Genomic DNA, 4,512 nt, shown 5'->3' with positions numbered 1-4,512 from the left:
CGGAGCCGGCGCTGCTGGCGGAGCTCGGCGACCGCGTCACGCTGGTGCGGGCCGGGCTGGTCCTCGGGCCGTACGAGAACGTCGGACGGCTGCCGTGGTGGCTGACCCGGATCGCGCGCGGCGGCCCCACCCTGGCCCCCGGGCCCGCCGACGCCGGCATCCAGTTCATCGACAACCGCGATCTGGCGCGCTGGACGCTCGACAACGCCGGGTTCAGCGGCCCCGCCGATCTGGTGAGCCCCGTCGGCCACGCCACCATGGGCGGCCTGCTGGAAGCCTGTGTGACGGCCACCGGCTCGGACTCCGACCTCCGCTGGACCGACCCCGAGACGATCCTCGCGGCAGGCGTCCAGCCCTGGACCGAACTGCCGGTCTGGCTTCCCCCCGGCCCCGACCACGCCGGAATGCACGGCAGCGACGTCGCACTGGCCCTGTCCACAGGCCTGCGCTGCCGTCCCACCACCGAAACAGTCGCCAACACCTGGACCTGGCTCCAGTCGATCGGCGGCCACCCCCCGCAGCGCGCCGACCGACCGAACAAGGGCCTCTCCCCCGAGCTCGAACGGCAGCTACTCGGCCTCGAAAAATGACCTACAGGAGCAGCCTGAGGGCGTACACAGCGTCTTCGATTCGGTCTCGAACGAAGCTTCCGCCATGACCCAGCCAGCCGGAGCTCCGGCCGCCGAACGTACCGAGCGGTACCGCGACGCCCTCGCGGTTCCCGAGTTCCGAGTGATCTTCCTTGTCCAGGTGATCACTTTTGTCGGGGTCATCATGGCCGACTTCGCCACCACGGTCCTGGTCTTCCGGAAGACCGGTTCGCCGCTGCTCGCGTCGCTGGTCCTGGCCCTGGCGTTCACCCCGTATCTGTTCGCGGGGCCGCTGCTGTCGTCGCTGGTCGACCGGGTGCCGCTGCGCCGCCTCATGGTCGCCGGGATGAGCCTCACCGGCCTGATCGCCGCCGCCATGGCGATCCCCGGGATGCCGGTCCCCGCCCTGCTGGGCATGGTCTTCCTGATCGGGACGGTCAGTCCGGTGCTCGCCGGAGCGCGGTCGGCGACCCTGCCGCAGGTGCTGCCGGGACCGGCGTACGTGCCCGCGCGGAGCCTGCTGCGGATCGTCGCGCAGTCGGCCCAGGTGTTCGGGCTCGCCGCGGGCGGTGTGCTGCTGACGGTCGTCGAACCGCACACCGCGCTGCTGGCGGAGGCCGTCGCGTTCGGCTTCGCCGCCCTGATCATGCGGTTCGGGACGAAGGAGAGGAGGCCCGCGACGCCCGCAGGGAAGTCGATGGTCAGGGACTCGCTCGCCGGGATCAAGGCCGTCCTCGCGCTCCGCCCGCTCCGGCGGAACCTGGTGCTCGGCTGGATCGTCGCGGCCCTGTCGGTGACGCCCGAGGCCCTGGCCCTCCCCTACGCCGCGGAGGCCGGGATCGGAACGGCCTGGATCGGGGTGATGATGGCCGCGCTGCCGCTCGGCTGCGCGCTCGGCGAGTTCGCCGTGATGCGGGCCCTGACCCCGACCCGCCAGATCCGGGCGATCGTGCCGCTGGCGGTGCTCGTGCTGGCGCCGCTGCTCGGCTACGCGCTGAAGCCGGGGCTCGCCGGGGTGGTGCTGCTGCTGTTCGCGTCGGGCGCGGGGGTCGGCCACCATCTCGGCCAGGACCACCAGCTCATCAAGGTGACCCCCGCGGATCTGCGGTCACGCGCGCTCGCCGTCCAGACGATGGGCCTGATGTTCTTCCAGGGCGCCGGGTTCGCGACGGCCGGGCTCGCCGCCGAGTTCACGCCGGTCTCCGTCGTCGTCCCGGTCAGCGCCGCCGCCGGGCTGATCGCGGTGGCGCTGCTGCGCCCGACCCGGAAGTGATCAGGCGTGTTCGACCTGGTAGCCGGGGACCGACGGCCAGCGGACGGTCAGAACCACCGACTCCTCCTCCGCCTTCCAGGAGTGGTCGACGCCATGGCCCCAGACCACGTAGTCGCCCTGCCGGTCGAGGAGGACGCTGCGGCCCGGCACCTCGACCCGGAACCGCCCGCTGATCAGGACGAGCAGGGCCGTGCGACGCTCACCGCGCACCCACTCGGCACGTTCGTCGCCCGGCGGGTGCACACCCCACTTGATCTCGACGTCGGTGCTGTGCCGGGCGTCGCCCTCGGGCATGAAGTGCCCCAGCAGCCAGCCCCGCTCCGCGAGGGCGTCGACGTTCGCGTTCCCGGTGTAGATCTCATCGGCCACGTGCGCCGACCCTAGCGCATCAGGGCGTGGTTCTCGGCGTCCGCGCGGTGCAGCCGGGCCGCGATGGCGCGGGCGATCGACCAGCGCAGCGCGTCGACGAGCCGGGAGTTCTCGCGCTCCAGCCGCGACAACGCGGCCGTGGTGAGGACCTGGCAGCGCGTCGGCCCTTCGGCGACGATCCGGCGGGCCTGGTCGGCGTCGTCGAGCAGCGCCAGCCGGCCGACGGCCGTGCCGGGCCCCATCGACGCCTCGCGGACCAGGCGTCCGCCGACCGTCACCTCGCGGGCCAGCCGGCCCGACAGGATGAAGCAGAGGGCGGCGACGTCCTCGATGAGCCGCTCGCCCGGCGCGTAGCCGCGGGTCTCCAGATACTCGCGGAGCGCGTAGACGAGATCGTCGTCGAGCGCGCGCAGCAGGTCCTGCTCGTGCAGCGGCACCTCGTGCCGGACCGCTCCCTCGGACTCCAGCAGGGCGTCCTCGCAGAGTTCGAGTGCGGCGTCGCGGGAGGCGACGGTGATCGTCGACGCCAGCGGCACCCGGTCCTCGGGGTCGACCGCGACGGTCGTGATCCCGCGCTCCTTGAGCTTGGCGGCCATCGCCTCCAGCAGGGTCGCCGCGACGCTCTGCACCCTCCCCGACCTGCGCAGGTCCAGCACCACCCAGCGGACCCCCTCCTCGGCGGTGATGGTCCGCACGACCTCCTCGGTGGCGTTGAACGCCAGGTCGCCACGGAGCTCGTAGACGATGATCTCGCTGCCCTTGGCGGTCAGCGCGGCCCGTTCGTCGTGGCAGCGGACCCGCTTGGAGTGGGCGGTGTCGCCCCGGAACGTCCGGTGGAACACCGGGCCCGGACGCTCGGTCGGCCGCATCAGATGCAGCCCGAACCGGCCGGACAGCTCCTGGCACGCCGCGACGCCCCGGACGCTGTTGCCGCGCGAGTCCAGCCGCGGCGAGAACACGCCGAGACCGAGCTGCGACGGCAGCGCCGCGATCAGCCCGCCGGACACCCCGCTCTTGGCGGGCAGCCCCGCCCGCATCAGCCATTCGCCCGCGTAGTCGTAGGTGCCGCAGGTCGCCATCACGGTGAGGGCCCCGGCCGCCGCCTCGACGCTCACCACCTGCTTGCCCGTCACCGGGTTCACTCCGCCGCCGGCCAGCGTCGCCGTCATGACGGCCAGGTCGCGGGTGGTGACCAGGGTCGAGCACTGGGCGAAGTAGACGGTCAGGGCGTCGTCGACGTCGCAGCGGAGCGAGCCCGCGCCGTGCATCAGCCACGCCAGCGCCCGGTTCCGGTCGCCCGTCACCGACTCGGAGATCAGCACTTTGTGGTCGACGACCAGGTCCCGTCCCGCGAACGCCGACAGGCCCTCCAGGATGCGGTCGAGCCGCGCCTCGGGGTCGGCGCCCTCGACCAGCGAGGTGGTGACGATCGCGCCCGCGTTGACCATCGGGTTGTAGGGGCGTCCGGTGCCGGGTTCGAGGCGCATCGCGTTGAACGCGTCGCCGGTCGGTTCGACCCCGACCTGCTCCAGCACCCGCTCCATCCCGATGTCCTGGAGGGCGAGCGCGTAGACGAACGGCTTGGACACCGACTGGATCGTGAACGGGACGTCCACGTCGCCCGTCTCGTACAGCGTGCCGTCGAGGGTGGCGACGGCCATCCCGAACCATTCGGGGTCGGCTTTGCCGAGCTCGGGGATATAGGTGGCGACCTCGCCGCCCCGCTGCGCCTGGAGGCGTGTGCGCAGGTCGTCGAGGAGGTCTTTGATCGGGCTGACGATCGGTCCGTTCACGCGTCAAGGGTAGAGGAAGCGGATCATCCCGTTTTCGTCAGGTCGGCGTCGGCGGTGATAGAGGCGTCGCTGCTCTCGTAGCGGTAGGTCAGGTTCGCCCCGTTCTGGGTGAGGGTGATGGTGCCGTCACCGCAGTTGTTGGCGGGGACCAGGTAGAGCACCACCGAGCCGTTGCGCATCCGGGTGAAGGAGATCGGCTGGTTGCAGAGGCTGCCGCCCGAGGCGGCGAAGGTGCCGCGGGTGGTGCCCTCGCGGACGGTGAGGGTCAGGGTGAAGCTGCCGCCCAGATTGTCGTTGACCGTGCCCGTCCAGGTTCCGGCGAACGCCGCGGGCACCCCGTTGGTCGGCGCGGGGGTCGCGGACGCCGAGGCGGTGGGAGTCCCGGACGTCGTCGAGGCCGCCGTGGCCGGCTTCCCGGTCGGGGTGGTGCCCGCCTCCGGCCGGTCGGAGTCGCCGCCCGGCCAGAGCAGGAAGGCCGTCACGAGGA

5 protein-coding genes are annotated in these 4,512 nt (G+C 72.3%); 2 read left to right on the top strand and 3 right to left on the bottom strand.

All coding sequences use genetic code 11. The annotated features are described in order from the left end of the window. Together ACYVE7_RS29745 and ACYVE7_RS29740 are read left to right on the top strand one after the other, a co-directional pair. The coding region (locus tag ACYVE7_RS29745) for a Rossmann-fold NAD(P)-binding domain-containing protein (protein WP_460369328.1) at positions 1-590 on the top strand (590 nt) is incomplete at its 5' end. A gap of 64 nt (positions 591-654) precedes the next feature. Continuing rightward, the gene (locus ACYVE7_RS29740) at positions 655-1,863 is read left to right on the top strand and encodes an MFS transporter (protein WP_460369326.1); all 1,209 of its coding nucleotides are present in this window, start codon (positions 655-657) and stop codon (positions 1,861-1,863) included. On the opposite strand, the gene ACYVE7_RS29735 is transcribed toward ACYVE7_RS29740, so the two are convergent. From ACYVE7_RS29735 to ACYVE7_RS29725, 3 genes are all read right to left on the bottom strand, one after another. Continuing rightward, positions 1,864-2,232 (bottom strand): cupin domain-containing protein, encoded by a 369-nt coding sequence (locus ACYVE7_RS29735; RefSeq protein ID WP_460369324.1) that lies wholly within the window; start codon positions 2,230-2,232, stop codon positions 1,864-1,866. It lies immediately after the preceding gene. An 11-nt stretch (positions 2,233-2,243) separates the two neighbouring features. Continuing rightward, on the bottom strand, positions 2,244-4,025 hold the full coding sequence (glsA, locus tag ACYVE7_RS29730; RefSeq protein WP_460369322.1) for a glutaminase A: 1,782 nt from the start codon (positions 4,023-4,025) through the stop codon (positions 2,244-2,246). A 23-nt stretch (positions 4,026-4,048) separates the two neighbouring features. After that, positions 4,049-4,512, bottom strand: a 464-nt coding sequence (locus ACYVE7_RS29725; RefSeq protein ID WP_460369321.1) for a hypothetical protein, incomplete at its 5' end; no start/stop codon positions are given.

The sequence above is a fragment of the Actinocorallia lasiicapitis genome, from assembly GCF_054778695.1.
The sequence above is the reverse complement of the archived record's forward strand: the minus strand, read 5'-3'. Positions and strand labels throughout refer to the sequence as shown.

What these genes read in the sequence shown, in the direction of transcription:
- ACYVE7_RS29740 (WP_460369326.1), top strand. Translation starts at nt 655, where the DNA reads ATGACCCAGCCAGCCGGAGCTCCGGCCGCCGAACGTACCGAGCGGTAC.